The following is a 3,546-nucleotide window of genomic DNA, read 5'->3' as shown; positions in this document are numbered from 1 at the left end:
GCAGGCGAACCTCCTGGCGCTGAACCTGATGCACGACATCGTCACCGGCGCGAAGACGGTGCAGGAGGCGCGCGACTACTACGCCAAGGAGTTCGCCGACTACCGCCGCAAGAAGCCCACGCCGTACATGGACGGCCTCCGGTTCACCCCGGGAGACGACGGGGCCCGCGACCCGGACCGCCGCGTCCTCTCGGACGAGGACCTGAAGCAGGCAGAGGCCGAGGGAACGCAGCGGAGCTGACGGCTTCCCGGCACTTTTCGCCTCGCGGCTGCGGGGCGGAGCCGCACTCGCTACAGCCGCCCGGCCTCCCGGGCAGTAGTTTCCTTCTCCCGCTTCCGGGAGAGGGTCCCGCGAGTGGTGCGAGCGGGGGGTGCGGGCCTTCCCCCGCGCCACGCAATCGCTTATCCATTCTCAGTCCCCTCAGCGTTCCCCGCACCGCCCGCCCGCGACTTTGGCAACGCCCACCAAGAAGAAGCCCGGCAAGGCCAAGGCTCCACGAAAGCCCACGCCGGCGCGCCTCCGCAAGCTGCTCGCGGAAGAGTGGGCGTGGTGGGACGCGGGCACGCCCTTCGTCGCCGGTGTGGACGAGGTGGGGCGCGGGCCGCTGGCCGGGCCCGTGGTCGCCGCGGCGGTGATCCTGCCGGAAGGGTGCTGGATCGCCGGCGTGGACGACAGCAAGAAGCTCACGGCCGAGAAGCGCGCCATGCTGTACGAGCGCATCGTCACCTCGTGCGTGTGCTGGGGCGTGGGCGCGGCCTCCGCGGCGGAGATCGACCGCATCAACATCCGCCGGGCGACGGCGCTCGCCATGCAGCGCGCCATCGCCCGCCTGAGCTGCCCGCCGGGGCGCCTGCTGGTGGACGGCCTGCGCGTGCCCGAGCTGGGCACCGAGACGCAGACCGCCATCGTGGACGGCGACGCCAAGGTGCACTGCATCGCGGCCGCGTCCATCCTCGCCAAGGTCGTCCGCGACCGGCTGATGGAGCGCCTCGCCGCCCGCCATCCCGGTTACCGCTGGGAGCGCAACAAGGGCTACGGCACGCCCGAGCACCTGGAGGCGCTGGAGCGGCTGGGGCCCACGCGCCACCACCGCCAGAGCTTCCAGCCCGTGCAGTACACTTTCCAGGAAGCACTCACCGTAGCCGAGCTCGCCGCCCATGCACTCTGAACATCTCCAGAACGTCCGCCCGTCGTGGGTCGCCTTCGGGTGGTTCGTGTCCGCGTGCGTCACCGCGCTCGCCGTGTTCGTCCTCATCCGCTTCGGGCTGGTGGAGTCCAACGGAGACGCGCCGGGGGGATGGATGGCGCTCGCGTTCTTCGTGGGCTTCTTCGTGGGCGGGTGGTTCACCGGTGGGCGCACCGGCGCTGCGCCGATCCTTCACGGGGTGGGCATCGGCCTCTTCTCGGTGATCGTGTGGCTCGCCGCGAACCTGCTGCTCCGCGGGTTCAGCGGCGCGTCGTGGTCCGCGCTTTCGCCCACGCTCACCGCCGGCCTGCTCCTCCTCCAGATGGCCGCCGCCGCGATCGGCGCACGCATCGGCAGCCGGGAAGCGCGTGCGGAGACAGCGGCGGTGCGGTAAGGCTCCGGGACGGCACGTGTCGTTCGGAGCAGGGCTGCCGACGACGACCGAGGAGCGAGGGCGCGGGCCGGGGATTCGGATTCACCCAAAAACGGAGCGTAGCGGCGATGGGGGCTTGGGGCGCGATCATCATGAGCTTCTTCGGCGGGCTGTTCGCCGCGCTGACGCTCGCGTTCGAGTTCGGGTGGACGGGCCCGAGGCTCGGCCTCCCGTTCATCGTTTTCGCCGTCATCGGGCTCGCCGCGATCGCCGTCATCCGCCGGCCGGGTGAGGGCGTCTCCCCATCGGAGCAGGCGGAGCGCGTCATCATGTGGAGCAGCATGGGCGAGGGCGTCGGGCTGTTCCTGGCCGCCAACCTCGTGATCAACCTCGGGCACCGCGAGATGCTGCTGCCCGCGATGGCGCTTGTCGTGGGCCTGCACTTCCTGCCCATGGCGTACGCGATACCGTTTCGCCCGTTCTACGTTCTCGGCATCGGCTTGCTGGCTGCATCGGCGGGCGGCTTCGTCGCAGGCCCGCCGCTGGGGGGCACGATCTCGGGCTTCGCCGGCGCGGCCGCGCTGTGGGTAGCCGCGCTGCTCGCGGTGCGCCGGGACATGCGGGCGAAAGCCTCGCAAGGACATCCCGCCGGGGCTACTCCCGAATTTCCAGTGTGACTCGCTTGCGGGTCGAATAGGGCCGTTCAACCGAGCTTCGCACCGCCATCGCGACAGCACGGTCGCGGGACGGGCAGATGAAGCTGCGGCGGCGATGAGGTCGAGGGCGCGAGATAGGTGGGAGGCGGAGGCGCAGATACGCGCTTCCGCCTTGTTGTTGCGGCTGAGTGTGGCGGGTCGGCACCGCTGCCGTAAGCGCGGGTCCTCCTGCACGCGCCCCCGATCGGCACAACCGGGCACGCCCAAGCTCCGTCGTTCCAGCTGCATCGGCATGGTGACGCTCGGCGGGCGGATGTCAACTCTGCCCCGCCCGAAGCTCCTGCCGTAGATTCCTGGCCTCGCCACACAGTCCGACCAGAGCACCAGATTCACCGAAGCCGAAGAGACCGATGTCGTACGCCGAGACCATCGCCGCGGAGCTGGGCCTTCGCGTTCCGCAGGTGCGCGCCGCCCTGGACCTGCTGGGCGAGGGCAACACCATCCCGTTCGTGGCGCGCTACCGCAAGGAGGCCACCGGCGAGCTGGACGAGGTGCAGATCCGCGACATCCGCGACCGGCACGAGTACCTGACGGAGCTGGACGAGCGCCGCGCGGCGATCCTGAAGAGCATCGACGAGCAGGGCAAGCTCACGCCGGAGCTACGCGCCGCCATCGAGCGCACGGGCAGCAAGGCGGAGCTGGAGGACCTGTACCGCCCGTTCAAGCCCAAGCGCCGCACCCGCGCCACCATCGCCGTGGAGCGGGGCCTCGGTCCGCTGGCCGAGCTGCTGTGGGCTGGCGAGACGAGCGATTCGGAGCTGGAAGCCGCCGCGCTGGCCTACGTGGACGCGGAGCGCGGAGTCGCATCGGCCGAAGAGGCGCTGGCGGGGGCGCGCGACGTGGTGGCTGAGCGCATCGCGGAGGACGCGGCGACGCGTGCGTACGTGCGCGAGCAGGTGCGGGCGCACGGGGTGCTGGAGTGCAAGGCGGCGCGCGGCAAGGAGGGCGAGACGAGCAAGTTCCAGGACTACTACGACTTCTCAGCGCCGGTGAAGACGGTCAAGAGCCACCAGGTGCTCGCCGTGCGCCGCGGCGAGACGGAAGAGTTCCTGACGGCCCGCATTACCGCGCCTGACGAGGAGATCGTCGCGTCGCTCGTCCGCAAGCACGCGGCTCCGTCCCTCGCCCGCGGCCAGATGGCGCTCGCGGTGGAGGACGCGTACCGCCGCCTGCTCTCCCCGTCGGTGGAGGTCGAGATCCGGATGGAGCTGAAGACGCACGCGGACGAGGAGGCGATCGCCATTTTCGGGCACAACCTGGAGGCGCTGCT

The 3,546-nt window shown here is 70.8% G+C and carries 5 protein-coding genes; all 5 read left to right on the top strand.

Features of this window, described 5'->3' with window-relative positions; translation table 11 throughout:
• Positions 1-241: hypothetical protein (locus VFE05_11820; protein ID HET6230749.1), on the top strand; the 241-nt coding region annotated here is incomplete at its 5' end.
• Positions 242-452: 211 nt separating this feature from the next.
• A complete protein-coding gene (locus tag VFE05_11815) occupies positions 453-1,169 on the top strand; it encodes a ribonuclease HII (protein HET6230748.1) in 717 nt (238 codons plus the stop codon).
• Entirely contained in the window at positions 1,159-1,581 is a 423-nt protein-coding gene (locus tag VFE05_11810; GenBank protein HET6230747.1) for a hypothetical protein, read from the top strand. Before VFE05_11815 ends, VFE05_11810 begins: the two co-directional genes overlap by 11 nt.
• Before the next feature lie 131 nt (positions 1,582-1,712).
• Positions 1,713-2,237 carry a hypothetical protein gene (locus VFE05_11805; GenBank protein HET6230746.1) on the top strand — a complete coding sequence of 175 codons (525 nt, stop codon included), beginning with the start codon at positions 1,713-1,715 and terminating at the stop codon, positions 2,235-2,237.
• A 389-nt stretch (positions 2,238-2,626) separates the two neighbouring features.
• On the top strand, positions 2,627-3,546 hold a 920-nt coding region (locus tag VFE05_11800; protein HET6230745.1), incomplete at its 3' end, for a Tex-like N-terminal domain-containing protein.

The organism is Longimicrobiaceae bacterium, assembly GCA_035696245.1.
Lineage (GTDB): Bacteria > Gemmatimonadota > Gemmatimonadetes > Longimicrobiales > Longimicrobiaceae > DASRQW01.
This window is presented reverse-complemented; position numbering and strand designations above follow the sequence as displayed.